The organism is Plasticicumulans lactativorans (assembly GCF_004341245.1).
Classification (GTDB): Bacteria; Pseudomonadota; Gammaproteobacteria; order Competibacterales; family Competibacteraceae; genus Plasticicumulans_A; species Plasticicumulans_A lactativorans.
The window spans coordinates 182,048-208,741 of record NZ_SLWY01000003.1; the positions used below are offsets into that span (position 1 = coordinate 182,048).

Annotated in this window: 28 protein-coding genes; 21 read left to right on the forward strand and 7 right to left on the reverse strand. The window is 72.3% G+C overall.

Annotated features, from left to right (window positions below):
• Nucleotides 1-5: 5 nt before the first annotated feature.
• From pspC to pspA, 3 genes are read right to left on the reverse strand one after another with little or no spacing between them, the layout of a single operon-like run.
• Nucleotides 6-401: an envelope stress response membrane protein PspC gene (pspC, locus tag EV699_RS03225; protein WP_132538894.1), complete on the reverse strand. Its 396-nt coding sequence runs from the start codon at nucleotides 399-401 to the stop codon at nucleotides 6-8.
• A complete protein-coding gene (pspB, locus tag EV699_RS03230) occupies nucleotides 394-618 on the reverse strand; it encodes an envelope stress response membrane protein PspB (RefSeq protein ID WP_132538896.1) in 225 nt (74 codons plus the stop codon). Before pspB ends, pspC begins: the two co-directional genes overlap by 8 nt.
• 21 nt (nucleotides 619-639) lie before the next feature.
• Nucleotides 640-1,323, reverse strand: coding sequence for a phage shock protein PspA (gene pspA, locus EV699_RS03235; RefSeq protein WP_132538898.1), 684 nt, complete (start codon nucleotides 1,321-1,323; stop codon nucleotides 640-642).
• A gap of 198 nt (nucleotides 1,324-1,521) precedes the next feature.
• Between pspA and EV699_RS03240 the strand changes: the two genes are divergently transcribed.
• The gene (locus tag EV699_RS03240) at nucleotides 1,522-2,529 is read left to right on the forward strand and encodes a sigma 54-interacting transcriptional regulator (protein ID WP_424450017.1); all 1,008 of its coding nucleotides are present in this window, start codon (nucleotides 1,522-1,524) and stop codon (nucleotides 2,527-2,529) included.
• A 7-nt stretch (nucleotides 2,530-2,536) separates the two neighbouring features.
• On the opposite strand, the gene EV699_RS03245 is transcribed toward EV699_RS03240, so the two are convergent.
• Entirely contained in the window at nucleotides 2,537-3,340 is an 804-nt protein-coding gene (locus EV699_RS03245; RefSeq protein WP_165904008.1) for a UPF0149 family protein, read from the reverse strand.
• Nucleotides 3,341-3,538: 198 nt separating this feature from the next.
• Here EV699_RS03245 and EV699_RS03250 point away from each other — a divergent pair, with 198 nt between their 5' ends.
• Both EV699_RS03250 and EV699_RS03255 read left to right on the forward strand, forming a co-directional pair.
• Entirely contained in the window at nucleotides 3,539-4,351 is an 813-nt protein-coding gene (locus EV699_RS03250; RefSeq protein ID WP_132538900.1) for a DUF2189 domain-containing protein, read from the forward strand.
• A 149-nt stretch (nucleotides 4,352-4,500) separates the two neighbouring features.
• Nucleotides 4,501-7,221 (forward strand): Hsp70 family protein, encoded by a 2,721-nt coding sequence (locus EV699_RS03255; RefSeq protein WP_132538902.1) that lies wholly within the window; start codon nucleotides 4,501-4,503, stop codon nucleotides 7,219-7,221.
• 22 nt (nucleotides 7,222-7,243) lie between these two features.
• Here the strand turns inward: EV699_RS03255 and EV699_RS03260 are convergent, their stop codons facing one another.
• Nucleotides 7,244-8,251, reverse strand: coding sequence for a DUF5924 family protein (locus EV699_RS03260; RefSeq protein WP_132538904.1), 1,008 nt, complete (start codon nucleotides 8,249-8,251; stop codon nucleotides 7,244-7,246).
• Nucleotides 8,252-8,506: 255 nt separating this feature from the next.
• Nucleotides 8,507-9,106 (reverse strand): Maf family protein, encoded by a 600-nt coding sequence (locus EV699_RS03265; protein ID WP_132538906.1) that lies wholly within the window; start codon nucleotides 9,104-9,106, stop codon nucleotides 8,507-8,509.
• A gap of 119 nt (nucleotides 9,107-9,225) precedes the next feature.
• Between EV699_RS03265 and EV699_RS03270 the strand changes: the two genes are divergently transcribed.
• The 16 genes from EV699_RS03270 (at nucleotide 9,226) to EV699_RS03345 (ending at nucleotide 22,371) form a co-directional block, all read left to right on the forward strand.
• The gene (locus tag EV699_RS03270) at nucleotides 9,226-9,762 is read left to right on the forward strand and encodes a YceD family protein (RefSeq protein ID WP_132538908.1); all 537 of its coding nucleotides are present in this window, start codon (nucleotides 9,226-9,228) and stop codon (nucleotides 9,760-9,762) included.
• Nucleotides 9,763-9,769: 7 nt separating this feature from the next.
• Nucleotides 9,770-9,952 carry a 50S ribosomal protein L32 gene (gene rpmF, locus EV699_RS03275; protein WP_132538910.1) on the forward strand — a complete coding sequence of 61 codons (183 nt, stop codon included), beginning with the start codon at nucleotides 9,770-9,772 and terminating at the stop codon, nucleotides 9,950-9,952.
• Between the two features lie 98 nt (nucleotides 9,953-10,050).
• On the forward strand, nucleotides 10,051-11,079 hold the full coding sequence (plsX, locus tag EV699_RS03280) for a phosphate acyltransferase PlsX (protein ID WP_132538912.1): 1,029 nt from the start codon (nucleotides 10,051-10,053) through the stop codon (nucleotides 11,077-11,079).
• On the forward strand, nucleotides 11,076-12,044 hold the full coding sequence (locus EV699_RS03285) for a beta-ketoacyl-ACP synthase III (protein ID WP_132538914.1): 969 nt from the start codon (nucleotides 11,076-11,078) through the stop codon (nucleotides 12,042-12,044). Before plsX ends, EV699_RS03285 begins: the two co-directional genes overlap by 4 nt.
• Before the next feature lie 52 nt (nucleotides 12,045-12,096).
• Nucleotides 12,097-13,044, forward strand: coding sequence for an ACP S-malonyltransferase (fabD, locus tag EV699_RS03290; RefSeq protein ID WP_132538916.1), 948 nt, complete (start codon nucleotides 12,097-12,099; stop codon nucleotides 13,042-13,044).
• A gap of 3 nt (nucleotides 13,045-13,047) precedes the next feature.
• Entirely contained in the window at nucleotides 13,048-13,791 is a 744-nt protein-coding gene (gene fabG / locus EV699_RS03295) for a 3-oxoacyl-ACP reductase FabG (RefSeq protein ID WP_132538918.1), read from the forward strand.
• 160 nt (nucleotides 13,792-13,951) lie between these two features.
• Complete coding sequence (gene acpP / locus EV699_RS03300) at nucleotides 13,952-14,188, forward strand: acyl carrier protein (protein WP_132538920.1); 237 nt, start codon at nucleotides 13,952-13,954, stop codon at nucleotides 14,186-14,188.
• Nucleotides 14,189-14,270: 82 nt separating this feature from the next.
• On the forward strand, nucleotides 14,271-15,512 hold the full coding sequence (fabF, locus tag EV699_RS03305) for a beta-ketoacyl-ACP synthase II (RefSeq protein ID WP_132538922.1): 1,242 nt from the start codon (nucleotides 14,271-14,273) through the stop codon (nucleotides 15,510-15,512).
• A gap of 131 nt (nucleotides 15,513-15,643) precedes the next feature.
• The gene (locus EV699_RS03310; protein ID WP_132538924.1) at nucleotides 15,644-16,978 is read left to right on the forward strand and encodes an aminodeoxychorismate synthase component I; all 1,335 of its coding nucleotides are present in this window, start codon (nucleotides 15,644-15,646) and stop codon (nucleotides 16,976-16,978) included.
• On the forward strand, nucleotides 16,975-17,805 hold the full coding sequence (gene pabC / locus EV699_RS03315; RefSeq protein ID WP_243662535.1) for an aminodeoxychorismate lyase: 831 nt from the start codon (nucleotides 16,975-16,977) through the stop codon (nucleotides 17,803-17,805). Before EV699_RS03310 ends, pabC begins: the two co-directional genes overlap by 4 nt.
• A complete protein-coding gene (gene mltG, locus EV699_RS03320) occupies nucleotides 17,802-18,845 on the forward strand; it encodes an endolytic transglycosylase MltG (protein WP_132538926.1) in 1,044 nt (347 codons plus the stop codon). The genes pabC and mltG overlap by 4 nt, the downstream gene beginning before the upstream one ends.
• A complete protein-coding gene (gene tmk, locus EV699_RS03325) occupies nucleotides 18,842-19,498 on the forward strand; it encodes a dTMP kinase (RefSeq protein WP_132538928.1) in 657 nt (218 codons plus the stop codon). The genes mltG and tmk overlap by 4 nt, the downstream gene beginning before the upstream one ends.
• Nucleotides 19,495-20,490 (forward strand): DNA polymerase III subunit delta', encoded by a 996-nt coding sequence (locus EV699_RS03330; protein WP_132538930.1) that lies wholly within the window; start codon nucleotides 19,495-19,497, stop codon nucleotides 20,488-20,490. Before tmk ends, EV699_RS03330 begins: the two co-directional genes overlap by 4 nt.
• A 3-nt stretch (nucleotides 20,491-20,493) precedes the next feature.
• On the forward strand, nucleotides 20,494-20,853 hold the full coding sequence (locus EV699_RS03335) for a PilZ domain-containing protein (RefSeq protein ID WP_132538932.1): 360 nt from the start codon (nucleotides 20,494-20,496) through the stop codon (nucleotides 20,851-20,853).
• A 53-nt stretch (nucleotides 20,854-20,906) separates the two neighbouring features.
• A complete protein-coding gene (locus tag EV699_RS03340) occupies nucleotides 20,907-21,704 on the forward strand; it encodes a TatD family hydrolase (RefSeq protein WP_132538934.1) in 798 nt (265 codons plus the stop codon).
• Between the two features lie 52 nt (nucleotides 21,705-21,756).
• Nucleotides 21,757-22,371, forward strand: a complete 615-nt coding sequence (locus EV699_RS03345) for a CoA pyrophosphatase (protein WP_132538936.1) — start codon at nucleotides 21,757-21,759, stop codon at nucleotides 22,369-22,371.
• 46 nt (nucleotides 22,372-22,417) lie between these two features.
• On the opposite strand, the gene hutC is transcribed toward EV699_RS03345, so the two are convergent.
• Nucleotides 22,418-23,191, reverse strand: a complete 774-nt coding sequence (gene hutC / locus EV699_RS03350) for a histidine utilization repressor (protein WP_132538938.1) — start codon at nucleotides 23,189-23,191, stop codon at nucleotides 22,418-22,420.
• A 337-nt stretch (nucleotides 23,192-23,528) separates the two neighbouring features.
• On the opposite strand from hutC, the gene hutU reads away from it, so the two are divergent.
• Both hutU and EV699_RS03360 read left to right on the forward strand, forming a co-directional pair.
• Complete coding sequence (hutU, locus tag EV699_RS03355; RefSeq protein WP_132538940.1) at nucleotides 23,529-25,235, forward strand: urocanate hydratase; 1,707 nt, start codon at nucleotides 23,529-23,531, stop codon at nucleotides 25,233-25,235.
• Between the two features lie 56 nt (nucleotides 25,236-25,291).
• On the forward strand, nucleotides 25,292-26,692 hold the full coding sequence (locus EV699_RS03360; RefSeq protein WP_132538942.1) for a purine-cytosine permease family protein: 1,401 nt from the start codon (nucleotides 25,292-25,294) through the stop codon (nucleotides 26,690-26,692).
• Nucleotides 26,693-26,694: the final 2 nt, after the last annotated feature.

The window sequence follows — 26,694 nt, forward strand, 5'->3', positions numbered from 1 at the left end:
GCGTTTCAGCCCAGGTTGCGGATGTCGCGCGCGACCTTGAACGCCGGCGAGGTGACGCCGGCTTCGAGCGCCTGCAGGCGGCGGTCGAGCCGCTCGAAGCGCCGGTCGAGGTCGCGCACGGTGCCGGCCGGCTCGGTGCGCACGCCGCGCCAGAACGCCTCCTCCGCCGGGTTGGCGTAGAGCGCGCGCGGGCGAGGCGGCACGAACACCGCCGCGCAGGTGTAGAGGAACACCACCGGCAGCGTGAAGAACACGCCGGCGAGCACCGTCACCAGGCGCACCCCGGTGGTGCTGAGGCCGAAGTAGTCGGCGATGCCGGCGCACACCCCGGCGATGCGCCCGGCCTCGGGGATGCGGTAGAGGCGCGTGGCGCGCGGGCGCGGCGGGTAAGGCTCAGTCATGGTCCCGTCTCCAGTTCGGCAGTTCCGCGTCGAGGATGCGTTCGAGCGTCTGCACGCGGCCTTCCAGGCGCTCGGCGGTGCGGTGCAGCTCGGCGAGCAGGGTTTCGTCTTCGCCCGAGATCACGCGTGCGGCGCGCCAGCGCACCAGGTAGTGCGCGACGATCCACACCGGCAGCGCGACCACCACGAAGGCGATCAGCGCCATGCTGAACAACATGGCTGCAACGCCCCCCATGGCTCAGGCGCCGCCCGCGGGTTTGCGGTCCGCCGCGAGGCGCGCCTTCATGCGCTCGATCTCCTCGTCGATCGCCGCGTTGCCGGCGAGCGCACCGAGTTCCTCGCCGAGGCTGCGGCCGCGGCCGAGGTCGTAGGCCTCGATCTCGGCCTGGGTGGCGTCGATGCGGGCCTCCATCTTCTCGAAGCGCGTCAGCGCCTCCTCGATGCGGTTGTCGTGCAGGCGCCGGCGCACCTCGAGCTGCGACGAGGTGGCCTGCTGGCGCAGCTCGATCGCCTTCTGCTTGGCCTTCACCTCGCGCAGCTTCGCTTCGAGCTTGGCGATGTCGTCGCCGAGCCGCGCCAGGGTGGCGTCGAGCTGCGCGAGCTCGTCCTGCAGCGCCCGTACCGCCTCGCCGACCTTGGCCTTCTCGGCGAGCGCCGCGCGGGCGAGGTCCTCGCGCCCCTTGGCGAGCGCGAGTTCGGCCTTGCCCTGCCAGTCGCCCTGGGCGGCCTGCAGCCGCGCCAGCTTGCGCTCCAGCTCCTTGCGCTCGGCGATGGTGCGCGCGGCGGTGGCGCGTACCTCGATCAGCGTCTCCTCCATCTCCTGCACCATCAGCCGGACGATCTTCTCCGGCTCCTCGGCGCGGTCGAGGATGGCGTTGAGGTTCGAATTCACGATGTCGGCGAAGCGCGAAAAAATGCCCATGGCGATCTCCTCGGGTCGGGGTCGGGACCGCGGCGGGGACGCCGCCGCGTTCACCCGGGGGCTCTCAAGGGCCGTGCCAGCCCTGAAGCGCATCGGCAAGTCCATGAGCCGATGGGGGCTTTGGGGGCGCTGCCGCTGGCTTGGGTTGCCATGGATTGGTAGATTCTGCCGATCTTCGGCAATTTTTAGTGGAGCCAGGTGCCAACCCACGCGCCCGACCTGCCGCCGCTGCTCGGCGACTCGCTGCCGATGCTCGAACTCAAGGAACGCGTGTCGGCGGTCGCCCCGCTCGCGCGCCCCGTGCTGGTGATCGGCGAGCGCGGTACCGGCAAGGAACTGGTCGCCGCGCGCCTGCACCTGCTGTCGCGGCGCTGGGAGCGGCCGCTGGTGGCGCTCAACTGTGCCGCGCTGGCCGAGAACCTGCTCGAGAGCGAGCTGTTCGGGCACGAGGCCGGCGCCTTCACCGGCGCGCTGCGCCGGCGCATCGGCCGCTTCGAGCTGGCCGACCGCAGCACGCTGTTCCTCGACGAGATCGGCAACGCCACCGCGAGCGTGCAGGAGAAGCTGCTGCGCGCGATCGAGTACGGGCGCTTCGCGCGCGTCGGCGCCGCCGCCGAGATCGCCGTCGACGTGCGCGTGGTCGCCGCCACCCACGCCGACCTGCCGCGCGAGGCGGCGGCCGGGCGCTTCCGCGCCGACCTGCTCGACCGCCTGGCGTTCGAGGTGTTGCAGGTGCCGCCGCTGCGGGCGCGGCGCGACGACATCCCGCGCCTCGCCGCGCATTTCGGCCGCGCGATGGCGCTCGAACTCGGCCGCGACGGCTTTCCCGGCTTCACCCCCGCCACCCTCGCCGCGCTCGCCGCCCACGACTGGCCGGGCAACGTGCGCGAGCTGCGCAACGTCGTCGAGCGCGCCGTCTACCGCGAGGCCGACCCCGAGCGCCCGATCGCCACGCTCGAACTCGACCCCTTCGCCGCACCGTGGCAGGCCCTGCCCGCACCGGCGGCGGAGGTCGCGTCGCCGTCCGCGGTGCCGGGCGACTTCGGCGCCGCGCTCGACGCCCACGCCCGCCACCTGCTCGAATCCGCGCTCGCCGCGCACCGCCACAACCAGCGCGCCGCGGCGCGCGCGCTGGGGCTCGGCTACGACCAGTTGCGCTACCTGCTGAAGAAGCACGGCCTCGGCGGGCGCCGTCGCGGCGCCTGAGGCGGTGTCAGTCGGCGTTCGCCCCGCAGCACTTCTTGAACTTCCTGCCGCTGCCGCAGGGGCAGGGGTCGTTGCGGCCGATCTTGTCGACGCGCACCGGCTGCTGCGGCTCGGCCCATGCGGCCCGCAGCCCGGCGCAGGTGGCATGCAGCAGGCAGGCGGCGGGACCGAGGCTGTCGGCGAGCTCGTGCAGGGTCTCGTCGTCGAGCGCGGCGACCATTTCGCGGGTGTCGGGCGGGAGTTCGTCGTCGGGCGCGGTGTCGTCGCCGGCGGCGTCCTCGAGCGCTTCGTGGATCGCGCGGTAGGCCAGCGTGACGATCGGCAGCAGCGCGTGGGCGAGGCTGTCGGGGTCCTCCTCGGCGTCGTCGGGTTCGGCGTCGAGGGCGTCCTGCCAGGCCTCGCTGGATTCGACCGCATCGAGGAAGCCGAGGCACCAGCCCTGGAACACCGGCACGTCGTCGTCGCTGTCGCCGGCGTAGAGCAGGGGCTCGAAGGCTTCGTCCTCGAGCTCGGCGCGCACCTGCATCCACAGTCGGCGGAGCAGCGCGCGCACGCGTTCGGCCTGGCGCGGCGAGGCGAAGGCGGGGGCGGCGCCGAGCGCGAAGTCGACGGCCTCGGCCAGCGGGCGCGGGCCGGGGCCGCAGAGGTCGCCGGCGAAGAAACCGTGGACGGAGTCGAGCGGCAGCGCGCCGCGGCCGGCCTCGGCGAGCGCGAGCAGGGCGGCGTCGAGTTCGTCGAGGTCGGCGTCGGTGAGGGGGGTGAAGTCGCGGTGCCGGGAGACGTCGGCGAGCGGGCGTGAGAAGTCGGTCATGACACACCTGGCGGATGGCGCGGGAAGGGGCGGCGCATCATCGGCAAGGGCGTGGTGGGCGGCAAGCGCGAATCCGGCGCGCGGCGCCAGGTTTTTTCGTCCGCCGATGCAACCTGGCGCACCTGCCGCGATCACAGCGCTTATCCGGCCCCCGGCCGGGTAGCGGGTTCCCCAGCGAGCACCGATGAGGAGGGCATCATGACCACGATACTCAGCGCCCATGCGATCTCCCCCGAGCGCCCCACGGTCCGCCACGTGCACTACGCGGCCTCCGGCAACTGGATCACCGACGCCTTGGACGACCTGCGACGAGCGCCGCTCGCGAGCCTGTTCTACGGCGTGCTGATGGCGGTGATGGGCTACCTGCTGGTGGAGCTGGTGTCCGGGCACTTCCACCACGGCGTGATGGTCGCCACCGGCTTCCTGATGTTCGGCAGCCTGCTGGCGATGGGGCTGTACGACATCAGCCGCCAGATCGAGCGCGGCGAGGCGGTCGACCTGGTCGGCTCGATGGTCTGCTGGCGCGGCAACTTCGCCGCGATCATCACCTTCGGCCTGATCGTCGGCGTGGCCCTGTTCGCCGTCGCCGGACTCAACAACCTGCTGTACGCGTGGACCGTCGGTGCCGATCCGGCGAACCTGCCGGACACCGCGGCGCAGATCCTCGCCTGGCCGGCCGGGCAGAAGTACGTGCTGATGCTGCTGCCGCTCATGCTGCTGGCGCTGGCCGGCATGTTCGTCGTCAGCCTGATCACCGTGCCGGTGATGCTGGACCGCCGCCTCGATCCGCTGAGCGCGATGGCGCTGAGCGTGCGCGCCGTGCGCACCAACCCGCTCGCCTGCGCGCTGTGGGCGCTGTTCATCGTGGTCTTCTGCATCTTCGGTTTCGCCACCTTCTGCATCGGGCTCGCGCTGACGATGCCGCTGCTCGGGTACGCCTCGTGGCACGCCTACCGCGACCTGATCGGCGATGCGCGCGAGCATGCGACGCTCGACGTGCACGCCGGGTGAACCGCCGGCCCGGCGCCGCCGGGGCGACACAGGGGCCGCGAGGCCCCTTTTCGTTGCGGCCGTGCTGCGCCGGCAGCGCGGCGGCGCCCTGCTAGACTCGCCCGCGCCGTCCGTCCCCCTGTCCGCAGCGCTGTCCGCCGGAGCCCCGCATGTCCCGCTACCTCGTCGGCATCGATCTCGGTACCACCCACAGCCTCGTCGCCTACGCCGACACCCGCGACCCCGCCGCGACGGTGGCGATGTTCGCGGTCGACCAGCTCGTCGCCCCCGGCGAGGTCGCCGCACGGCCGCAGCTGCCGTCGCTGCGCTACCACCCGGCGGCCGGCGAGCTCGCCGCGGCCGACCTCGGCCTACCGTGGGCGGCCTGGGACGGCACGGCGGTGTTCGGTGAACTCGCGCGCGAGCTCGGCGCCAAGGTGCCGGGGCGGCTGGTCACCAGCGCGAAGAGCTGGCTGTCGCACCCGGGCGTCGACCGCACCGCGGCGTGCCTGCCGTGGGGGGCGGCCGCCGGGGTCGCACAGGTGTCGCCGGTCGACGCCTCGGCGTCCTACCTCGCCTACCTGCGCGCGGCCTGGAACCACCGTTTTCCCGACGCGCCGCTGGAGGCGCAGGAGGTCGCGCTGACGCTGCCGGCCTCCTTCGACGAGGGCGCACGGCTGCTGACCGTGGAGGCCGCGCGGCGGGCCGGCCTCGGCGGCGTGCGCCTGCTCGAGGAGCCGCAGGCGGCCTGCTACGACTGGATCGCCCGCCACGGCGAGGGGCTCGGCGCGGCGCTCGCCGACGTGCACCTGCTGCTGGTGGTCGACGTCGGCGGCGGCACCACCGACCTGACGCTGATCCGCGTCGAACCGGGCAGCGATGCGCCGCGGCTGACGCGCATCGGCGTCGGCGATCACCTGATGCTCGGCGGCGACAACATGGACCTGCTGCTCGCCCACGTCGCCGAGCGGCGCCTGCTCGCCGAGGGCGAACGCCTGTCGGCCGCGCGGCTGGCCGCGCTGGTGCAGCAGTGCCGGCGCGCCAAGGAGCGCCTGCTCGCCGCCGACGCCCCGGACAGCGTCAGCGTGACCCTGCTCGGCGAGGGCGGGCGGCTGATCGGCGGTGCGCGCTCGGTCGGCTTCGGCCGCGAGGAGGTGCGCGACTGGCTGGTCGAGGGCTTCCTGCCGCGCTGCGGTCTCGACGAACGCCCGCAGGGGCGGCGCGCGGCGCTGGTCGAGTTCGGCCTGCCGTACGCGGCCGATGCCGCGATCACCCGCCACATCGCGGCCTTCCTCGCCCGCCACCAGGCTGCGGCGCGCACCGCGCTGGACCTCGCGGACGACGTTGCCGACGCCGTGGCGCTGCCCGACGCGGTGCTGCTGAACGGTGGCGTGTTCCACGCCGCGGCGCTGCGCGAGCGCCTGCTCGCCGCGCTCGGCGACTGGGCCGGGGCGCCGCCGCGGCTGCTCGCCAACGCCGACCCCGACCTCGCCGTGGCGCGCGGGGCGGTGGCCTTCCTGCGCGCACGCCGCGGCGAGGGCGTGCGCATCGGCGGCGGCTCGGCGCGCAGCTACTTTCTGCTGCTCGACGGCGACGCCGGCCGCCAGGGCGTGTGCGTGCTGCCGCGCGGCAGCGAGGAGGGGCAGGAGCTGCGCCTGCCCGAGCGCGTGTTCGCGCTGCGCCTGGGCGAGCCGGTGCACTTCGCACTGGTGGCGAGCGCCGACGAGACGCCGCGCAAGGCCGGCGAGCTGGTGGCGGTGGACGTCGAGAACTTCACCGCGCTGCCGCCGGTCGCGACGCTGCTCGAAGGCCGCGGCGAGGCGCGCGTGGAGCTGGCCGCGGCGCTGTCCGAGGTCGGCACGCTCGCGCTCGCCTGCGTCGCCGCGGCGCCGGCCGAACGCCGCTGGCAGCTCGAGTTCGCGTTGCGCGGCGAAGGCGCCGAGGCCCTGCCGGCGGTCGCGGTGCACGCGCGCTTCGGCGAGGCCGCGGAGCGCATCCTGCGCCTCTACGGCAGCCGGTCGAAGGACGTGGCCGCGAAGGAGGTCAAGACCCTGCGGCTCGACCTCGAACGCCTGCTCGGCCCGCGCGAGCAGTGGGACACCGCGCTGCTGCGCGAACTGTTCGGCGTGCTGTGGGAAGGCGCGCGGCGGCGGCGGCGCTCGGCCGACCACGAGCGCCTGTGGTTCTGGCTCGCCGGCTACGGCCTGCGCCCCGGCTTCGGCTACCCGCTCGACGACTGGCGCATCGCCCAGGTGTGGACGCTGTTCGGCCAGGGGGTGCAGTACGCCGGCGATGCCCAGGTCGTCTCCGAGTGGTGGACGCTGTGGCGGCGCGTCTGCGGCGGGCTCGACGCCGCCGCGCAGACGACCCTGCTCGATGCGATCGAGGCCGAACTGCGCGCGCCGCCCGGCAAGGGCGCGCCCGCGGCGCTCGACGACCGCGTGCGCCTCGCCGGCAGCCTCGAACGCGTCGCCCCGGCGCGCAAGGTGGCGCTCGGTGAGGCGCTGTGCGAGCGCCTCGGCCGCAAGGGCGAACCGGCGCAGATCTGGTGGGCGCTCGGGCGCCTGGGCGCGCGCGTGCCCTTCCACGGCAGCGCGCATGCGGTGGTGCCGGCGGCATGCGCCGCCGCGTGGTGCGAGCGGGCGCTCGCCGCCGACTGGAAGGGCGCGCCCGCGGCCCCGCTCGCCGCCGCGCTGCTGGCGCGCGCGAGCGGCGACCGCGCCCGCGACGTCGACCCGGCGCTGCGCGCCCGCGTCGCCGAGCGCCTGCGCGCGGCGCGCCAGCCGGAGTCGTGGGTGCGGATGGTGGAGCAGGTGGTCGAACTCGACGAGGCCGACCGCAAGCGCGTGTTCGGCGAGGCGCTGCCGCCGGGCCTGCGGCTGGTGGCATGACGGTGCCGGTGCCCGCTTGGGTTCAGCGGGTGCGGTCCACCGTGAAGCGCAGCACCCCGACGCGCTGGCCGCCGGCGGTCTCCACGGTGACCGTCCAGTCGCCGACCGGATCGTCGGGGAAGGCCTGCTTGCGGCTCCAGGCGCGGTAGCCCTCGCGGCGCCCGCCGGCGATGTCGAGGCGGATGCGGTCGACGACGCGCCCGTCGAGGCGCCAGACGTGGAACACCGGCTCGCGCAGGCCGAGCGGCGCGTGCAGCGCGGTGAAGGCGTAGATGCCGCGGCGCAGCGTGCCGGCTTCGAGGTGGCTCAGCGCCGGCCCGGGGAGGCGGCGCGCCTCGTCGACGCCGCGCACCACGGCGGCCTCGGTCAGCCACAGCGTGACCGGCGCCACCCAGGGCTGCAGCAGCCAGGCGCTCCCGGCCAGTGCCGCGGCAAACGGCACGCCGAGCCAGTAACGCCGCCGCCCATATAGATGCAGCAGTCCCGGCAGCGCGCCGAGAGTGCCGATCGCCACCGCCCAGGCGTAGCTGCGCGCGGTGTCGAGCCGGAACACGATCGGGGCGACGGCGAGCACCGCGAGGAACAGCGTGAAGGCATGGAAGCACAGGTAGGGCCCGCGTCGCGCGCGCAACCGGCGGTTGTAGACGGGGTCGGTGATCGACACCAGCGCGGCGCCGGCGACGGCGAGCGTGAACAGGCCCTGCGGGCTCGACCAGTCGGTCGCCGCGAGCAGGAAGGGCAGCGTGAAGAACAGCGTTTCCTGGTGCACGGCCTGGCTCAGCAGCCGGCCGAGTCGCCACGACAGGCGGTAGCCGCGCAGCCGGGCGAGCCAGGGTTCGAGCAGCAGCCACAGCCAGCCCAGCGCGAGCAGGCCGGCGATCCAGGGCGCGCGTGCGTCGGTGCGCTGTACCAGCAGGTAACTCGCCACACCCGAGGCGAAGCTGAACACCGGCCACCAGCGTCGATGGCGTTCGATCAGCGCGACGATGCGCGGCGGCGGGTCCTCCTGCAGCAGCGAACGCAGCGTCATGCGGTGGCGGAGTCAGGCGTCAAGGCGGGCGGCGGAAAAAAATGGCGACACATCCGTGCGTCGCCTTAACGACGGTGTCGTTTGGCGGCACCCGTTGCGGGAACAGCCGACACGCATCGGAGGGGGGGTAAAACACAGCACGATGCGCCAGGAGGCGACGCATCGAGTGCGCATCATGAAAAAAAAAATCTGGTTTGACCAGCCCCTTTTGCGTGGCGCATTGCCGCTCGTCAATGTCGCGTTACATGCCGCCCCTCAGAGCACCGTCGCGCCGGCCGCTTCGAGCATTCGCACGAGGCGGATCAACGGCAGTCCGATCAAGGCGTTGGGATCATCGCCGTCGAGGCGCTCGAAGAGCGCGATGCCGAGCCCTTCCGACTTGAAGCTCCCGGCGCAGTCGTAGGGCTGCTCGCGGCGCAGGTAGGTGTCGATCTGCGCCGCCGTCAGCGCGCGGAACTCGACCGCGTAGGGGACCACGTCGCACTGCACGTGGCCGCTCGCGCCGTCATGCAGGCACAGGCCGGTGAGGAATTCGACCCGGCGCCCCGCGGCGGCGGCGAGTTGGGCGACGGCGCGCGCGTGGTCGCCCGGCTTGCCGAGGATCGCGCCGTCGAGCACCGCCACCTGGTCCGAGCCGATCACCAGGGCGTGCGGCTCGCGGGCGGCGACCGACGCCGCCTTGGCGCGCGCCAGCCGCTCCACCAGCACCGCCGGCGCCTCGCCGGGTCGCGGGGTCTCGTCGCAGTCGGGCGCGCAGGTCGTGAACGGCAGGCCGAGGCGCGCGAGCAGTTCACGCCGGTAGCGGGAGGTCGAGGCGAGCACGAGGCGGCGGCCGTCTGGCAGGGCGTCGGACATGGTGAGGAGCGGTGTCGTTGGGAGAGCCGCGCAGCGTAGGCGGCGCCCGATATCGGTGCAAGCGCCGCTGTCCGCGCGCTTTGACTTGGTTCGGGCCAGTCACTATAGTTGCGCGCCTTATGCGTAGCCGCCCCTTCGCGACGTTCGATCCCTGGAAGTTCGCAAGCACCGGGCAGACGCTCGAAGGCTCCCTGCCGCTGGCACGCCTCGAACGGCTGGCAGGTGCGCTGCAGAGCGCGGAAGGCGAAGCGCGCTACCGGCTGACGGGGCATGTGGATGCCGACGGGCGTTCGTTGCTCGAAGCGGAAATCGACGCCGACGTGCTGCTGGAATGCCAGCGCTGCCTCGGTCCGGTACGCACGGCGCTGCACGCGCACTCGACGCTGGCGCCGATCGCCGACGACGGCCGCGCGGCGGCGCTGCCGGGGGCCTACGAGCCGCTGGTGGTGGGGGAGGAAGGCGTCGTGCCCGCCGACGTGGTCGAGGACGAACTGATCCTCGCCCTGCCGCTGGTGGCGATGCATGACACGCTGCACGAATGCGAGGCCTGCGGCTACGTCGTGCCGCAGCCGGCGACGACGGCGGTAAGCGAGGCGAAGCCCAACCCCTTCGCGGCCCTGCCGTCCTTGTTGAAAGAATCGAAAACTCAGGAGTGAATCCACGATGGCCGTCCAACAGAATCGCAAGAGCCGTTCCAGGCGCGACATGCGCCGCGCCCACGACCACTTGGCGACCAACGCGCTGTCCGTCGAACCGACCTCGGGTGAAACCCACCTGCGTCACCACATGTCGCCCGACGGCTTCTACCGCGGCCGGCGCGTGATCGCGCCCAAGTCCGACGCCTGAGCGACGTCCGGCACCGTGCCGGGCCGTTTGCCGTCGCCACGCCTCCCTTGCGGAGGCGTGATCGTTAGAACTGTTCCCTTGTTCCCGGGTTGTCGCTCATGACGAGACCGCCGACCATCGCGCTCGACGCGATGGGTGGGGACGTCGGCCCCGATGTGGTCGTGCCCGCCGCACTGTCCGCTCTCGATGCGCACAGCAACCTGCGCCTGATCCTGGTCGGGCGCCGCGAGGAGCTGGAGTCGCGTCTCGCGGCCGCCAAGGCCACGGCGCGCGAGAACCTGCAGCTGCGTCACGCGAGCGAAGTGGTCGCGATGGACGACGCGCCGGCGCTCGCGCTGCGCACGAAGAAGGACTCCTCGATGCGCGTGGCGATCGACCTCGTGCGCAGCGGCGAGGCGGACGCCTGCGTCAGTGCCGGCAACACCGGCGCGCTGATGGCGACCGCCCGTTTCGTGCTGAAGACCCTGCCGGGCATCGATCGACCGGCCATCTGCACGTCGATCCCCTCGGTGCACGGGCATACCCACATGCTCGACCTCGGCGCCAACGTCGACAGCAAGGCCGAGCACCTGCTGCAGTTCGCGGTGATGGGGTCGGAGCTCGCCCATGCCGTCGACGGCATCGAACGGCCGCGGGTGGGGCTGCTCAACATCGGCGCCGAGGACATCAAGGGCAACGAGCAGGTCAAGGACGCCAATGGCCTGCTGGTGGCGAGCGGCCTCAACTACATCGGTTTCGTCGAGGGCGATGGCATCTTCCTGTCCGACGTCGACGTGGTGGTCTGCGACGGCTTCGTCGGCAATGTGGCGCTGAAGACGAGCGAAGGCGTCGCCAAGCTCGCGCGGCACTTCATGACGCTCGAGTTCAAGCGCAACCTGCTGACGCGCCTCGCCGCACTCGCGGCGATGCCGGTACTCAAAGCCTTCGGGCGGCGGATCGATCCGCGCCGCTACAATGGCGCAAGCCTGCTCGGCCTGCAGGGCATCGTGATCAAGAGCCACGGCAGCGCCGACCGGCTCGCCTTCGCCAATGCCATCGAGATCGCCATCCTGGAGGTCGAGAAGGCGGTGCCCCAGCGCATCCACACGCGCCTTGCGGCGCTCCACGCCGAGAGACAAGCCCAGTGAGCCACGCCAAGATCACCGGCACCGGCGGATACCTGCCCGAGAAGGTGCTGACCAATGCCGAGCTGGAGGCGCTGGTCGATACCACCGACGCCTGGATTCGCGAGCGCACCGGCATCGAGCGGCGCCACGTCGCCGCGCCGGGCGAAACCACCTGCGACCTGGCCGAACAGGCCGCCCGACGCGCGCTCGACATGGCCGGCGTCGACCCGGCGAGCGTGGACCTGATCGTCGTCGCCACCACCACCCCCGATCACGTGTTCCCGAGCGTGGCCACGCAGCTGCAGCAGCGGCTGGGCTGCTACGGCTGTCCGGCCTTCGACGTGCAGGCGGTGTGCGCGGGCTTCGTCTACGCGCTCGACATCGCCGACAAGTACGTGCGCCTCGGCACGGCGCGGCGCGCGCTGGTGATCGGTGCGGAGACCTTCACCCGCATCCTCGACTACACCGATCGCGGCACCTGCATCCTGTTCGGCGACGGTGCCGGCGCCGTGGTGCTCGAAGCCGCCGACGAGCCCGGCATCCTGTCGACCCACCTGCACGCCGACGGTCGCTACAAGGAACTGCTCTGGGTGCCGAACGGGGTGTCCAGCGGCTACGATCAGACCCGCCAGAACCGCGCCTTCGTCGAGATGCGCGGCAACGAAGTGTTCAAGATGGCCGTCAACACGCTGGGCGCGATCGTCGTCGAGACGCTCGAGGCCAACGGCCTCGCGCCCGACGCCATCGACTGGCTGATCCCGCATCAGGCCAACATCCGCATCATCGCGGCGACCGCGCGCAAGCTCGGCATGCCGCTCGACAAGGTCGTGATCACGGTTGCCGAGCACGGCAACACCTCGGCGGCCTCGGTGCCGCTGGCGCTCGACGTCGCGGTGCGCGACGGACGCATCCAGCGCGGCCAGCTGCTGTTGCTCGAGGCCTTCGGCGGCGGCTTCACCTGGGGCTCGGCGCTGGTGCGCTTCTGAAGCGCCCGCCGGGTCTGCGCCGTCGCCCGACGTTCACCACAGGAGAGGATCGATGACGACCGTTTCCAGCCTCGCGTTCACCTTTCCCGGCCAGGGCTCGCAGGCCGTCGGCATGCTCGCCGACGGCGCCGGGCGCGCGGAGGTGCGCACCACCTTCGCGGAGGCCGCGGACGCGCTGGGCTTCGATCTCTGGGCGCTGGTCCAGCAGGGGCCGGAGGCGTCGCTGAACGAGACCCACAACACCCAGCCGGCGATGCTCGCCGCCGGCGTGGCGCTGTGGCGGGTGTGGCAGGCCGCGGGCGGTGCGCGCCCGGCGCTGCTCGCCGGGCACAGCCTCGGTGAATACACCGCGCTGGTGTGTGCGGGCAGCCTCGAATTCGCCGACGCGGTGCGGCTGGTCGCGGCGCGCGGGCGGCTGATGCAGGAGGCGGTGCCGGTCGGTGCCGGCGGCATGGCGGCGATCCTCGGGCTGTCCGACGCCGACGTGCAGGCGGCCTGCGACGAGGCCGCGCAGGGTGAGGTGGTGAGCCCGGTCAACCTCAACGCGCCGGGCCAGGTGGTGATCGCCGGTAGCGCGGCGGCGGTGGCACGGGCCTGCGAGGCCGCCAAGGTGCGGGGCGCCAAGCGGGCGCTGCCGCTGCCGGTGAGCGTGCCGTCGCACTGCGCGCTGATGCGCCCGGCGGCCGAGCGCCTTGCGCTGCTGCTGGCCGAGGTGCCGGTGCAGCGGCCGGCGATCCCGGTGCTGCAGAACGTCGACGTCGCCAGCCACGACGCGCCGGAGGCGATCCGCGAGGCGCTGGTGCGCCAGCTCTACAGCCCGGTGCGCTGGGTCGAGACGATCACGCGGATGGCGGCCGAGGGGGTCACCACGGTGGTCGAATGCGGTCCCGGCAAGGTGCTCGCCGGCCTCAACAAGCGCATCGTCAAGGGGCTGGCGGCGCCGGCGCTCGCCGACTGCGCGAGCGTCGACGGCGTGCTCGCCGAACTCGGGAGGAACTGAACGATGAGTCTGGACAAGCAGGTCGCGCTGGTCACCGGCGCCAGCCGCGGCATCGGCCGCGCCATCGCGCACGAACTCGGCCGCGAGGGCGCGGTCGTCGTCGGCACCGCCACGTCGGCCGCCGGCGCGGACGCGATCACGCAGGACCTGCTCGCCCAGGGCCTGCGCGGCCAGGGGCTGGTGCTGCAGGTCACCGATGCCGCTTCGGTCGAGGCCGCGGTGAAGGCGGTCACCGAAGCTTTCGGGGCGCCGACGATCCTCGTCAACAACGCCGGCATCACCCGCGACAACCTGCTGATGCGCATGAAGGACGAGGAGTGGGAGTCGATCCTCGCCACCAACCTCACGTCGGTGTACCGCCTCAGCAAGGCGGTGATCCGCGGCATGATGAAGGCCAAGTACGGGCGCATCATCAACGTCGGCTCGGTGGTCGGCAGCATGGGCAATGCCGGCCAGACCAACTACGCCGCCGCCAAGGCCGGCCTGCTCGGCTTCACCAAGTCGCTCGCGCGCGAGGTGGGATCGCGCGGCATCACGGTCAACGCGGTCGCGCCGGGCTTCATCGACACCGACATGACGCGTGCGCTGCCCGATGAGCAGCGCGCCGTGCTGATCGGCGCGGTGCCGCTCGCGCGCCTCGGCTCGCCCGAGGACGTGGCGGCCGCGGTGGCCTTCCTGGCCTCGGAGCGCGCCGGCTACATCACCGGCGAGACGCTGCATGTCAATGGCGGCATGTACATGGCGTGAGCCCGTCAACGGCTCCGCTCGTGTTGTTTAGCTACTGATTTTCAAGAGCCTTTCCCACCACATGGTGGCTGCTTCGAGCTTCTTTGCGGTGGATGGGACACGATGTTTTACCTACAATACCGGCGGCATTTGCCCCCGACCTTTCGTTTGCGAGGACTCCATGAGCAGCATTGAAGAACGCGTCAAGAAGATCATCATCGAACAGCTTGGCGTGAAGGAAGAACAGGTCACCAACGACGCCTCCTTCGTCGACGACCTGGGTGCCGACTCGCTGGATACCGTCGAACTCGTGATGGCGCTCGAAGAGGAATTCGAGTGCGAGATTCCCGATGAGGATGCCGAGAAGATCACCACGGTGCAGCAGGCGATCGACTACGTCAGCGCGCATCTGGGGTGAGCCGTTTGCGGCCGCGTCCGTAAGCCGCAGTGATGGCGCTGCGGCGCGGTGCCGACCGCAGTCCGACAAAGAGGACAACCGTTTGGCCAAGAGACGTGTTGTAGTGACGGGGCTGGGCATCGTGTCCCCCGTCGGGAGCAGCGTGCCGGGCGCCTGGGCCAATATCCTGGCCGGGAAGAGCGGGATCTCGCCGCTGACGGGCTTCGACACCAGCGCCTTCCCGGTCCGCTTCGGCGGCGCCGTGCGCGACTTCGACCTCGATCGCTACATCCCGAAGAAAGATGCCAAGAAGATGGACACCTTCATCCATTACGGCATCGGTGCTGCGGTGCAGGCGATCGAGGATGCCGGGCTCGAAATCACCGAGGCCAACGCCGAGCGCATCGGCGTGGCGATCGGCTCGGGTATCGGCGGCCTCGGCGGCATCGAAGAGGGGCACGAGTCCTACCTGAAAGGCGGCCCGCGCAAGATCTCGCCGTTCTTCGTGCCGCGCAGCATCATCAACATGATTTCCGGCAACCTGTCGATCCGCTACGGATTGAAGGGGCCGAACATCGCCATCGTCACCGCCTGCACCACCGGCACGCACAACATCGGCGAGGCCGCGCGGATGATCGCCTACGGTGATGCCGACGTGATGATCGCCGGCGGCGCCGAGATGGCCACCACCCCTACCGGGCTCGGCGGCTTCGCCGCGGCGCGTGCGCTGTCCACGCGCAACGACGCGCCCGAGCAGGCGAGCCGGCCCTGGGACCGCGACCGCGACGGCTTCGTGCTCGCCGACGGCGCCGGGGTGATGGTGCTGGAGGAGTACGAGCACGCGCGGGCGCGCGGTGCGCACATCTACGGCGAGTTCGCCGGGTTCGGCATGAGCGGCGACGCCTACCACATGACGCTGCCGGCCGAGAACGGCGACGGTGCGCGGCGCTGCATGCTGAATGCGCTGCGCGACGCCGGGCTGAACCCCGGTGACGTCCAGTACATCAACGCCCACGGCACCTCGACGCCGGCGGGCGACGTCGCCGAGAGCGATGCCGTCAAGGCGGCCTTCGGCGATGCCGCGCGCCGGGTCGCCGTCAGCTCCACCAAGTCGATGACCGGCCACCTGCTCGGTGCCGCCGGCGGCATCGAGGCGATCTTCGCGTTGCTCGCGATCCGCGACCAGGTGGCGCCGCCGACGATCAACCTCGACAATCCCGGCGAGGGCTGCGATCTCGACTACGTGCCGCACACGGCGCGCGAGATGCCGATCGACGTCGCACTGTCGAACTCGTTCGGCTTCGGCGGCACCAATGGCACCGTGATCTTCCGTCGGCTGCGCTGATATCCACCTGCCCGGCGTGCTGCGTACCGGTCCGACCCCGACGGGTCGGCCGGTACGCAGCACGTTGCCGTGGGATGCCCTGCCGCAGTCCGTCGCGACCCTTCCGCCACCCGGCTGCGAGCGTTTCATCGATGACCCCGCATCGCCTCCTCGGCGCGGTGCCCGATCCGCTGGCGCTGCACCGCCTCGACCCCGCGCGTTACCCCTATCTGCTCGAAAGCGCGGCGCGCGGCGGGCCGCTGGCGCGGCACAGCATCGTCTTCGCCTGTCCCGGCGCGCGCCTCGTCGCCGCGCCCGGTGTCGATTTTCTCGGTGCGCTCGACGCGGCCTGGTCGGCCGAGCGGTTGCCGGCCGACCCCGCCGCCGCCGCGCTGCCGTTCCGCGGTGGCTGGTTCGTCTATCTCGGCTACGAACTCGCCGCCGAGGTGGAACCGCGCCTGCACCTGCCGGCGCCACCCGAGGCGCTGCCGCTGGCGTGCGCCACGCGCATCCCGGCGGCGATCGTCATCGACCACGACGCGCAGTGCGCCTGGGCGGTCGCCGAGGCCGGCCAGGACGCCCTGCTCGACGTGCTGCAGGCCGACGTCGCACGCGTCACCGCGGCGGTCGCGCCGGGCACGGCGGCGGTGCTCGACGGCGCGCTGGTCGAGGATGACGCCGCGGCCTACCTCGATGGCGTCGCGCGCATCCTGCGCTACATCGTCGACGGCGACGTGTTCCAGGTGAACCTGTCGCGCGCCTGGCAGGGGCGCATCGCCGCCGGTGTCGATGCCGGGGAGCTGTACGCACGGCTGCGTGCCGCGAACCCGGCGCCGTTCGCGGGCCTGGCGCATTTCGGCGCGGCCGCGGTGGTGAGTTCCTCGCCCGAGCGCCTGCTGCGCGTGCGCGGCGGTATCGCCGAGACCCGGCCGATCGCCGGCACGCGCCGCCGCGGTGCCGATGCGGCCAGCGACGCCGCCCTCGCGGCGGAACTGCTCGCGCACGTCAAGGAGCGCGCCGAGCACGTGATGCTGATCGATCTGGAGCGCAACGATCTCGGCCGGGTGTGCCGGCCGGGCACGGTGCGGGTCGACGAACTGATGGTGCTCGAGCGCTACGCGCACGTGCACCACATCGTCTCCAACGTGCGCGGCGAGCTGCGCGCGGGGATCACGCCCGGGCGTGCGATCCGCGCGGTGTTCCCCGGCGGCACCATCACCGGCTGCCCGAAGGTGCGCTGCATGGAGATCATCGCCGAGCTGGAGGGGGTGGGCCGCGGGCCCTACACCGGGGCGATGGGCTACCTGAACCGCGACGGCGACCTCGACCTCAACATCCTGATCCGCACGCTGAGCCTCGACGGCGAGCGGCTGCGGCTGCGCACCGGGGCCGGCATCGTCTATGACTCGGTGCCCGCGCGCGAACTCGACGAAACCCGCGCCAAGGCCCGCGGCGTGCTGCTCGCGCTGGGGGCGCCCGCGGTATGAGCATGCCCGGAGTGCTCGTCGACGGCCGTCCGGCCGATGCCCTCGCGGTCGCCGATCGCGGGCTGCAGTATGGCGACGGCCTGTTCGAGACCTTCGCCGTGCGCGACGGCCGCCCCGAGTTGTGGACGGCGCATCTCGCCCGCCTCGCGCGCGGCGGCGAGCGCCTGTCGCTGCCGCTGCCGGACCCCGGCCTGCTCGCCGCCGAGGCGGAGCAGCTGTGCCGCGGCGTCGCCCGGGGGGTGCTCAAGCTCATCGTCACGCGCGGCGTCGGCGGGCGCGGCTACGCGCCGCCGCGGCCGTGCCGGCCGACGCGGGTGCTGAGCCTGCACCCGTGGCCGGCGCATCCGCCCGGCCACGCCACGGGCGGCGTGCGCGTGCGCTGGTGCGCCCACCCGCTGTCGCTGAACCCGCGGCTGGCGGGGCTGAAGCACCTGAACCGCCTCGATCAGGTGCTCGCGCGCGCCGAGTGGGACGATCCGACGATCGCCGAGGGGTTGATGTGCGATCCGCACGGCCACGTCGTCGAAGGCACGATGAGCAACCTGTTCGTGCTGCGCGACGGTCGCCTGCTCACGCCGCCGCTGGACGGCGCCGGCATCGCCGGGGTGATGCGCGAGGTGGTGCTCGAAGCCGCCCGCGGGCTCGGCCTCGTGGTGGCGCAGGCGGCGCTGCGGCCGGCCGAGGTGCTGGCGGCCGACGGCGTGGGCCTGAGCAACAGCGTGATCGGGTTGTGGCCGGTGCGCGAACTGGAAGGGCGGACCTGGCACGCGGTGCACGCCGACCTGCGCCGCCTCGCCGCCGCCGTCACCGTGGCCCGCGGCGCATGAGCGGCGGCTGGTTCGACCGGCTGCGCGCGCGGCGCGGGCGTCTGCTCGCGCTCGTCGCCGCGCTCGTCGTGCTGGGGCTGCTCGCCGGCGCGCTGCAGGTGCAGCGCCTGCTCGACCGCCCGCTGAACCTGCCGCCGGAAGGGCTCACCTTCGAGGTGCCGCCGGGCAGCTCGGTGGGCCAGCTCGCCACCCGCCTCGCCGAGCAGGGCGTGCTCGATGCGCCGCGCCTGTTCGTCGTCTACGCGCGGGTCAGCGGCTACGCGCCGCGCCTCAAGGCGGGCGAGTACCGGCTCGCGACCGGCACCAGCGCGCGGGCGCTGCTGGAGCAGTGGGCCGCCGGCCGGGTGGTGCTGTACGATCTCACGCTGGTCGAGGGCTGGACCTTCCGCGAGGCCTTCGCCGCCGTGCAGGCGCACCCGAAGCTGCGCGCCACGCTGGCCGGCCTCGACGAGGCGACGATCATGGCGCGCCTCGGCCACCCGGGCGAGCACCCCGAGGGGCGTTTCTTTCCCGACACCTACCGCTTCGCCGCCGGCACCACCGACCTGGAGTTCCTCGGCCGGGCCTACCGGACGATGCAGCAGCGGCTCGACGAGGTGTGGACCCGGCGGCGCTCCGACCTGCCGCTGGCGAGCCCCGACGAGGTGCTGATCCTCGCCTCGATCATCGAGAAGGAGACCGCGGTGCCCGAGGAGCGCCGGCGCGTCGCCGGCGTGTTCGTGCGCCGGCTCGCCCGCGGCATGCCGCTGCAGACCGACCCGACGGTCATCTACGGCCTGGGCGAGCGCTACGACGGGCGCCTGAAGAGCGCCGACCTGCGCAGCGACACCCCGTACAACACCTACACGCGCCGCGGCCTGCCGCCGACACCGATCGCGCTGCCCGGGCTCGCCGCGCTGGCCGCGGCGGTCGACCCGCTGCCCGGCGACGAACTGTACTTCGTCGCCCGCGGCGACGGCGGGCACGTGTTCTCGGCCACGCTCGAAGAACACAACCGGCACGTGCGCGACTATCTGCAACGCCAGCGGAGTGCGCCATGAACCCCGACACGCCGCGCCCGTGCGGGCGTTTCATCACCCTCGAAGGCGTCGAGGGCGCCGGCAAGAGCACCCAGCTCGACGCCCTCGCGCAGGCGCTCGCGGCCCGCGGACTGCGCGTGCTCACCACCCGCGAGCCCGGTGGCACCGCCCTCGGCGAGGAGTTGCGCCGCGTGCTGCTGGCGCCGCGCGACGGTGGCATGGCGCGCGACGCCGAACTGCTGCTGATGTTCGCCGCGCGCGCCGAGCACCTGGAGCGCGTGATCCGGCCGGCGCTCGCGCGCGGCGAGTGGGTGTTGTGCGACCGCTTCACCGATGCCACCTACGCCTACCAGGGCGGCGGCCGCGGCGTGGCGCCGGAGCGCATCGCCATGCTGGAGGACTGGGTGCAGGGCGGCCTGCGTCCGGACCTGACGCTGGTGCTCGACCTGCCGGTGGCGCAGGGCCTCGCCCGCGCCGGACGTCGCGGGGCGGCCGACCGCTTCGAGGCGGAGACGCTCGGGTTCTTCGAGCGGGTGCGCGCGGTGTACCGCGAGCGTGCCGCGGCGCAGCCGGCGCGCTACGCGGTGATCGACGCCGCGCAGTCGGTCGAGGCCGTGCAGGCGCGGCTGCTGGACGCGCTCGCGCCGCTGCTCGGCGGCGGGGCCGGCGCATGAGTGCGCCGTATCCGTGGCAGCGCACGGCCTGGGCGCGCTTCGCGCAGGCCCGTGCCGCCGGGCGGCTCGCCCATGCCTGGCTGCTCAGCGGCCCGGCCGGCGTCGGCAAGCGCGACTTCGCCCACGCCGTCGCCGCGGCGCTGCTGTGCACGACGCCCACTGCCGATGGTGGTGCCTGCGGTCGCTGCCGCGGCTGCCGCACGCGCGCGGCGGGGCATCACCCGGACTGGCGGCACGTGGCGCCGGCCGAGCCGCGCAAGCCGATCCGCGTCGACCAGATCCGCGAACTGGCCGAGTTCCTCGGCGGCACCGCGCAGTTCGGCGGCGACAAGGTGGTGCTGATCGAGCCGGCCGAGCAGATGAACGTCAACGCCGCCAACAGCCTGCTGAAGACGCTCGAGGAGCCGCCGCCGCACAGCGTGCTGCTGCTGGTCAGCGAGTGCCCGGGGCAGTTGCCGGCGACGGTGCGCAGCCGCTGCCAGGGACTCGCCTTCCCGGTGCCGCCGGCGGAGGAGGCCGGCGCCTGGCTCGCCGCGCAGGAAGGCGCCGACGACGCCGGCACCCTGCTCGCGCTCGCCGGCGGCGCGCCGCTGCGCGCGCGGGCGTTGCGCGCCGCGCTGCCGCGGCGCCGCGGCCTGTTCGACGCCTTCGCCGAACTCGTCGGCGGGCGTGCCGATCCGGTGCGAACCGCCGAGATCTGGGCCGAAGGCGCCCTGCCCGAGGCGCTCGACTGGCTCGTCGGCTGGCACCAGGACATGATCCGCCTTACCATGGCCGGCACCCCGCCGCGCCTCGCCAACCCCGATGTCGGCGCGACGCTGCGGCGGCTCGCCGCCGGCGTTCCGGCGGTGTTCCTGTTCGAGCGGCTCGACGCCGCGGTGCGTGCGCGTGAACTCGCCACCACCACGCAGGCGAACACCACGCTGCTGCTCGAGGAGTTCTTCATCGGCTGGGCTGGCGCCGCGGCGGCGCGCGCCGCGCGAGGGGCGTGAAGCATGCTGGAACCGTCCGCGAAGGCGGCCAAGCAGGGCGTGATGTCGGTCGCGATCCGCGACAAGAACGCGTTGTTCCAGGCCTTCATGCCCTTCCTGAAGAACGGCGGCCTGTTCATCGCCACCGAGAAGCCCTTCGAGCTCGGCGACGAGGTGTTCCTGCTGGTCACGCTGATGGACGAGCCGCAGCGCTACCCGGTCACCGGGCGCGTGGTGTGGCTGACGCCGAAGACCTCGATCGGCGCGCGGCCGGCCGGCATCGGCGTGCAGTTCACCGGCATGGAGAGCGCCACGGTGCTGAAGAAGATCGATACCTACCTGGCCGGCATGCAGCAGTCCGAGCGTCCCACGCACACGCTGTAGCGTTGCAGCCGACCCCCAGCACGGCCGCCGCCGGCGGCCCGGAAGTCCGTACCATGCTCGTCGATTCACACTGCCATCTGGATCGCGTCCGCCTCGACGCGTTCGGCGGCAGCCTCGAAGCCGTGCTCGCCGCGGCCGCGGCTGCCGGCGTCAGCCACTGCCTGTGCGTGGCCATCGACCTCGAACACTGGCCGGCGATGGTCGAGCAAGTGGCGCCGTTCCCGCAGGTGTCGGTATCGGTGGGTGTGCACCCGAGCGAGCAGGCGGGGCGCGAACCCACCGTCGCCGAACTGGTGGCGCTGGCCGCGCGGCCGCGCGTGGTCGCGATCGGCGAAACCGGGCTCGACTACCACTACGGCGCCGACTCGGCGGCGCTGCAGCGCGATTGGTTCCGCATCCACGTGCGCGCCGCCCGCGAGGCCGGCAAGCCGCTGATCGTGCACACCCGCGAGGCCCGCGAGGACACCCTGCGCATCCTGCGCGAGGAGGGCGCGGCCGAGGTCGGCGGCGTGCTGCACTGCTTCACCGAAGACTGGGACATGGCGGCGCGCGCGGTGGACCTGAACTTCCACATCTCGTTCTCGGGCATCGTCACCTTCCGCAACGCGGTGCAGATCCAGGAGGCCGCGCGCCGCCTGCCCGCCGAGCGCCTGCTGGTCGAGACCGACTCGCCCTACCTGGCGCCGGTGCCGCACCGCGGCAAGTCCAACCACCCGGCCTGGGTGCGCGAGGTCGCGACGTTCGTCGCCAAACTGCGCGAGGAGAGCTTCGAGCAGGTGGCGGCGACGACCACCGCCAACTTCTTCCGCCTGTTCCGCGACGCCGTGCCGGTCGCGGGCGCGGTGCTGTGAAACAAGGTGACACCTGCGCTTGTCGGAGCAGCGTCACCGTCACACTAGCGTCATGAACCGCGAACGCCCGACCGACCTGCTCACCCACATCCGCCGCCGCGTGCTCGAGGTGCCGGACCCCCGCGCCCTGACCGGCGACCACGCCGTCGCCGGCCTGCCGCCCGCCGCGGGGCCGCTGATGCCGGCCGCGGTGCTGGTGCCGCTGGTGGTGCGCCCCGCCGGGCCGACCGTGCTGCTGACGCAGCGCACCGACCACCTCGCGCACCACCCGGGGCAGGTGAGCTTCCCGGGCGGGCGCAGCGAGCGTGCCGACGGCAATGCGATCGAGACGGCGCTGCGCGAGGCCGAGGAGGAGATCGGGCTCGCGCGCCGGCACGTCGAGGTGGTCGGCTACCTCGACCTCTACCAGACGGTGACCGGCTTCCTGGTGACGCCGGTGGTGGCGTTCATCACGCCGCCGTTCGCGCTGGCGCTCGACCCCTTCGAGGTGGCCGAGGCCTTCGAGGTGCCGCTCGACTTCGTGCTCGATCCGCGCAACCACACGCGCGGCAGCCGGCTGGTCGACGGCCGGGCGCGCCAGTTCTACGTGCTGCCGTTCGAAAACCGCTACATCTGGGGCGCGACCGCGGCGATGCTGGTCAACCTGGCCCGCAAGCTCGCCGACTGACCGGCGGCGCCCGTCCTCCCTCCCTTCCTTCCCCCCGTCGCGGCGGCTAGTACCCGCCGGCGAACTGGTAGCGGCTGCCCGGATGCCACAGCGTGGCGATCGAGGCGACCCGGCCCTGCGACAGCGTCTGGCGGTGCAGCACCAGGCACGGCTCCTGCGGCGGAATGTGCAGCATGTCGGCGATCTCGCGCGGCGGCAGCAGCGCCTCGATGCGGTAGCGCACGCCCTGCAGCGGGGCGGCGCGCATCAGGTACTCGTTGGCGGTCATGCGGGTGAAGTCGAGCTGCATGTAGTCGGGGGCCTGCTCCGGGTTGACCCAGCGGTCCTCGACCTGGATCGGCAGGTCGTTCTCGAAGTGCACGATCACCGAATGGAACAGCGCGGCACCGACGGGCACGCCGAACTGCCCGGCGAGCGGCTCGCGCGCCTTGCCACGCTCCAGACGGTGCAGCTCGCTGCGGTGGGCGTGGCCGCGGGCGCGGATCTCCTCGGCGATGCTGCGGATGTCGACCAGCGTCGCCTCGAACTTCTGCTGCGCGACGAAGGTGCCCGAGCCCTGCACGCGGATCAGCACCTGCTCGCTCGCGAGCTCGCTCAGCGCGCGGTTCACCGTCATCCGTGACACGCCGAAGGTCTTGGCCAGCGCCTGCTCGGCCGGGATCGCGTCGCCTTCCCGCCAGTGGCCGCTCTGCACCTGGCTCAGGATGTAGTCCTTGATGCGCTGGTACGCGGGCGTTGCCGTGCCCGCGCCGCGACCGCCGTCGGCTGCTGCCGCCGCGCTCGCGGGCTTGCCGCTGTCGCTCCCGTTGTGCCTGTCCACCTGTGCCCTCCTCGTCGTCACGCACCGTGGGCGCCATTGTGCCCGCGGATGCGGAGCCCGAGAACCACATTAATGTATAGACAAATATAACTGTTAATTTGTAAGTTGCATAGACAACTTGGTGCTGATATAAAAGCTCCACAGCCGGAGCGGCCGCGCCGGACACCCCTGCGGCGGCCGTACCCACGGGCAGGAGCGGGCCCCTGCGCCGCACGAGCAGCCCTCGTAGCGGCGCCGCCGCGAGTCCGGACCCGGCATGTAGCGCGGGCCGTGATCCCGTCACGGATCGACCCGACGCCGACCGAACCACCGACCACCGCGAGAGAAGAGAAACCCCATGAGCACCGCCGACCAGGATCCCCGCTTCGATGCCACCCGCGTGATCCGCGCCCCGCACGGCAGCCAGCTCCACTGCAAGAGCTGGCTCACCGAGGCCGCGTACCGGATGCTGCAGAACAACCTCGACCCCGACGTGGCCGAGAACCCGCAGCACCTCGTCGTCTACGGCGGCATCGGCCGTGCCGCGCGCAACTGGGAGTGCTTCGACCGCATCCTCGCCACCCTGCGCGAGCTGGAGGACGACGAGTCGCTGCTGGTGCAGTCGGGCAAGCCGGTCGGCGTGTTCAAGACCCACGCCGATGCGCCGCGCGTGCTGATCGCCAACTCCAACCTGGTGCCGAAGTGGGCGAACTGGGAGCACTTCAACGAGCTCGACCGCAAGGGCCTGTTCATGTACGGGCAGATGACCGCGGGCTCGTGGATCTACATCGGCAGCCAGGGCATCGTGCAGGGCACCTACGAGACCTTCGTCGAGGCCGGCCGCCAGCACTACGACGGTGACATGGCCGGGCGCTGGATCCTCACCGCCGGCCTCGGTGGCATGGGCGGTGCGCAGCCGCTGGCGGCGACCTTCGCCGGGGCGAGCTCGCTGAACATCGAGTGCCAGCAGTCGAGCATCGATTTCCGCCTGCGCTCGCGTTACCTCGACGAGCAGGCCAGCGACCTCGACGACGCGCTGGCGCGCATCGCCAAGTACACCGCCGAGAAGAAGGCGGTGTCGATCGGCCTGCTCGGCAACGCCGCCGAGATCCTGCCGGAGCTGGTACGGCGCGCGCGCGCCGGCGGCATCAGGCCCGACCTGGTCACCGACCAGACCTCGGCGCACGACCTGGTCCACGGCTACCTGCCGATCGGCTGGAGCGTGGCGCAGTGGAAGGCCGCGCAGCGCGACGCCGAGCAGCACGCCAGGCTCACCGACGCCGCCGCGCGCTCGTGCGCGGTGCACGTGCAGGCGATGCTCGACTTCCAGGCGATGGGCATCCCGACCGTCGACTACGGCAACAACATCCGCCAGGTCGCCCACGACATGGGCGTGAAGGACGCCTTCGCCTTCCCCGGCTTCGTGCCGGCGTACATCCGCCCGCTGTTCTGCGAGGGCAAGGGGCCGTTCCGCTGGGCTGCGCTGTCGGGTGACCCCGAGGACATCTACAAGACCGACGCCAAGATCAAGGAGCTGTTCCCCGAGAACCGCCACGTGCACCGCTGGCTCGACATGGCGCGCGAGCGCATCGCCTTCCAGGGCCTGCCGGCGCGCATCTGCTGGCTCGGCCTCGGCGAGCGCGACAAGGCCGGGCTCGCGTTCAACGAGATGGTCAGGAACGGCGAGCTGAAGGCGCCGATCGTGATCGGCCGCGACCACCTCGACACCGGCTCGGTGGCGAGCCCGAACCGCGAGACCGAAGCGATGCAGGACGGCACCGACGCGGTGTCGGACTGGCCGCTGCTGAACGCGCTGCTGAACACCGCCGGTGGCGCCACCTGGGTCAGCCTGCACCACGGCGGCGGCGTCGGCATGGGCTACTCGCAGCACGCCGGCATGGTGATCGTCGCCGACGGCACCGAGGCGGCCGCCCGGCGTCTGGCCCGCGTGCTGGTCAACGACTGCGGTTCGGGCGTGATGCGCCATGCCGACGCCGGCTACGAGCGCGCCATCGCCACCGCCCGGCAGCAGGGCCTGAAGCTGCCGATGCTGGCCAAGGGCTGATCCATCTCCACCCCGCACGACATTGCGCCGGCCGCGGCCGGCGCAAGGAGATTCCGATGGCTGTTCTCGAACGACGCACGATCGAGTTCATTCCTCACGCCGAGCGGCATGGCACACCCTTCGGGCAGTTCACGCTGTGGTTCGGCGCCAACCTGCAGATCACCGCGATCGTCGACGGCGCGCTCGCGGTCGTGTTCGGCGCCGACCCGCTGTGGGCGATCATCGGCCTGCTGATCGGCAACGTCGCCGGCGGCATCGTCATGGCCCTGCACTCGGCGCAGGGGCCGGGCATGGGTATCCCGCAGATGATCTCCAGCCGCGCCCAGTTCGGCGTCTACGGCGCCTGCCTGCCGCTGCTGCTGGTGATCCTGATGTACCTCGGCTTCGCCGCCACCGGCACCGTACTGTCCGGCCAGGCGATCAACCGGATCATCGGCACCGATGGCAGCGCGCTCGGCATCCTGATCTTCGGCGCGCTGACGATGCTGGTCGCCACCGTCGGCTACCGCCTGATCCACACGCTGGGGCGCCTCTCCAGCGTGGTCGGCTCGATCGGCTTCGCCTATCTCGGCATCCGCCTGTTCAGCAGCTACGACGTGCCGGCCCTGCTCGGCGCCAAGCCGTTCGAGCTCGGCACGTTCCTGCTCGCGATCGCCCTCGGCGCGGGCTGGCAGCTGACCTTCGGCCCCTACGTCGCCGACTACTCGCGCTACCTGCCCCAGCACACCAGGGAGCGCAGCACCTTCCTCTACACCTTCTTCGGCAGCGTGATCGGCTCGCAGTGGTCGATGACGATCGGCGCACTGGTCGCCGCGGTGTCCGGGCCGGCCTTCCTGAAGTCGCAGGTGACCTTCATCGGCGATCTGGCCGGCGGCGGTGCCGTGGCGATCCTCATCTACATGGTGATCGTCACCGGCAAGCTGGCGGTGAACTGCCTCAATGCCTACGGCGGCTTCATGACCCTGCTGACCACGGTGACGGCGGTCACCCGCGGCTACCGGGTGTCGTCGGCGGCACGGGCGGCGTTCATCTTCGCCTTCATCGCCGCCTCGGTGCTGATCGCGCTGCTGGCCTCGGCCGACTTCCTGGCCAAGTTCCGCGACTTCGTGCTGCTGCTGCTGATGGCGTTCACGCCGTGGAGCGCGATCAACCTGGTCGACTACTACCTGATCTCGAAGGAGCGCATCGACATCCCGGCGCTGTACGACCCGAACGGGCGCTACGGGCGCTGGAACGTGACCGCGCTGAGCTGCTACGCGGCCGGCACCGTGGTGCAGATCCCGTTCCTCGCCCAGCACCTGTACACCGGCCCGCTGACCAAGATGCTGGGCGGCGCCGACATCTCCTGGATCATCGGCCTGCTGGTGACCGGGGGCCTGTACTACGCCTGGGGCAGCAGGACCGCGAACGTCCCGGCGCGGACGATTTATCCGACCGAGGCCCCGGCGGGCGCCTGAGC

Excerpts from the sequence above, each read along its gene's own strand:
- pspC (WP_132538894.1), bottom strand. The coding sequence starts at position 401 with ATGACTGAGCCTTACCCGCCGCGCCCGCGCGCCACGCGCCTCTACCGC.
- pspB (WP_132538896.1), bottom strand. The coding sequence starts at position 618 with ATGTTGTTCAGCATGGCGCTGATCGCCTTCGTGGTGGTCGCGCTGCCG.
- pspA (WP_132538898.1), bottom strand. The coding sequence starts at position 1,323 with ATGGGCATTTTTTCGCGCTTCGCCGACATCGTGAATTCGAACCTCAAC.
- EV699_RS03245 (WP_165904008.1), bottom strand. The coding sequence starts at position 3,340 with ATGACCGACTTCTCACGCCCGCTCGCCGACGTCTCCCGGCACCGCGAC.
- EV699_RS03250 (WP_132538900.1), top strand. The coding sequence starts at position 3,539 with ATGACCACGATACTCAGCGCCCATGCGATCTCCCCCGAGCGCCCCACG.
- EV699_RS03255 (WP_132538902.1), top strand. The coding sequence starts at position 4,501 with ATGTCCCGCTACCTCGTCGGCATCGATCTCGGTACCACCCACAGCCTC.
- EV699_RS03260 (WP_132538904.1), bottom strand. The coding sequence starts at position 8,251 with ATGACGCTGCGTTCGCTGCTGCAGGAGGACCCGCCGCCGCGCATCGTC.
- EV699_RS03265 (WP_132538906.1), bottom strand. The coding sequence starts at position 9,106 with ATGTCCGACGCCCTGCCAGACGGCCGCCGCCTCGTGCTCGCCTCGACC.
- EV699_RS03270 (WP_132538908.1), top strand. The coding sequence starts at position 9,226 with ATGCGTAGCCGCCCCTTCGCGACGTTCGATCCCTGGAAGTTCGCAAGC.
- rpmF (WP_132538910.1), top strand. The coding sequence starts at position 9,770 with ATGGCCGTCCAACAGAATCGCAAGAGCCGTTCCAGGCGCGACATGCGC.
- plsX (WP_132538912.1), top strand. The coding sequence starts at position 10,051 with ATGACGAGACCGCCGACCATCGCGCTCGACGCGATGGGTGGGGACGTC.
- fabD (WP_132538916.1), top strand. The coding sequence starts at position 12,097 with ATGACGACCGTTTCCAGCCTCGCGTTCACCTTTCCCGGCCAGGGCTCG.
- fabG (WP_132538918.1), top strand. The coding sequence starts at position 13,048 with ATGAGTCTGGACAAGCAGGTCGCGCTGGTCACCGGCGCCAGCCGCGGC.
- acpP (WP_132538920.1), top strand. The coding sequence starts at position 13,952 with ATGAGCAGCATTGAAGAACGCGTCAAGAAGATCATCATCGAACAGCTT.
- EV699_RS03310 (WP_132538924.1), top strand. The coding sequence starts at position 15,644 with ATGACCCCGCATCGCCTCCTCGGCGCGGTGCCCGATCCGCTGGCGCTG.
- pabC (WP_243662535.1), top strand. The coding sequence starts at position 16,975 with ATGAGCATGCCCGGAGTGCTCGTCGACGGCCGTCCGGCCGATGCCCTC.
- mltG (WP_132538926.1), top strand. The coding sequence starts at position 17,802 with ATGAGCGGCGGCTGGTTCGACCGGCTGCGCGCGCGGCGCGGGCGTCTG.
- tmk (WP_132538928.1), top strand. The coding sequence starts at position 18,842 with ATGAACCCCGACACGCCGCGCCCGTGCGGGCGTTTCATCACCCTCGAA.
- EV699_RS03330 (WP_132538930.1), top strand. The coding sequence starts at position 19,495 with ATGAGTGCGCCGTATCCGTGGCAGCGCACGGCCTGGGCGCGCTTCGCG.
- EV699_RS03335 (WP_132538932.1), top strand. The coding sequence starts at position 20,494 with ATGCTGGAACCGTCCGCGAAGGCGGCCAAGCAGGGCGTGATGTCGGTC.
- EV699_RS03340 (WP_132538934.1), top strand. The coding sequence starts at position 20,907 with ATGCTCGTCGATTCACACTGCCATCTGGATCGCGTCCGCCTCGACGCG.
- EV699_RS03345 (WP_132538936.1), top strand. The coding sequence starts at position 21,757 with ATGAACCGCGAACGCCCGACCGACCTGCTCACCCACATCCGCCGCCGC.
- hutU (WP_132538940.1), top strand. The coding sequence starts at position 23,529 with ATGAGCACCGCCGACCAGGATCCCCGCTTCGATGCCACCCGCGTGATC.
- EV699_RS03360 (WP_132538942.1), top strand. The coding sequence starts at position 25,292 with ATGGCTGTTCTCGAACGACGCACGATCGAGTTCATTCCTCACGCCGAG.